Annotated in this window: 1 pseudogene; it reads left to right on the forward strand. The window is 34.6% G+C overall.

Annotated elements, in window-relative coordinates:
• Positions 1 to 33 precede the first annotated feature (33 nt).
• Positions 34 to 306 (forward strand): annotated as a pseudogene (locus AB4512_RS23250) (DUF262 domain-containing protein); the annotation flags it as partial.

Here is a 306-nt window from a genome sequence, read left to right on the forward strand (position 1 = left end):
GAGGGTGTGCCAGCGACCATTAATACGAGCAGAATGCTAGATGTAGAATACTGCCTAAGAGCCATATCATTTATGGCGTTGGGTTATGAGTCATATGACTATGTGAAAAATGATGATTTTTTATGTCATGCTATGAGGGCTCTAAATAAACATGCATATTTTGTTAACGGGAATATATCTGAAATTGATTCGATATATATCGATATTGACTATCGATTTCGTTCAGCCCTTAATACTATTTCTAGTATTTTTGGTGAAGATGCATATAAAAAAGAAGTCGGTGGAAAGGTCAATAAAGTTCTGTTT

The sequence above is a fragment of the Vibrio sp. 10N.222.52.B7 genome, from assembly GCF_041474275.1.
GTDB classification, from domain to species: Bacteria; Pseudomonadota; Gammaproteobacteria; order Enterobacterales; family Vibrionaceae; genus Vibrio; species Vibrio crassostreae_C.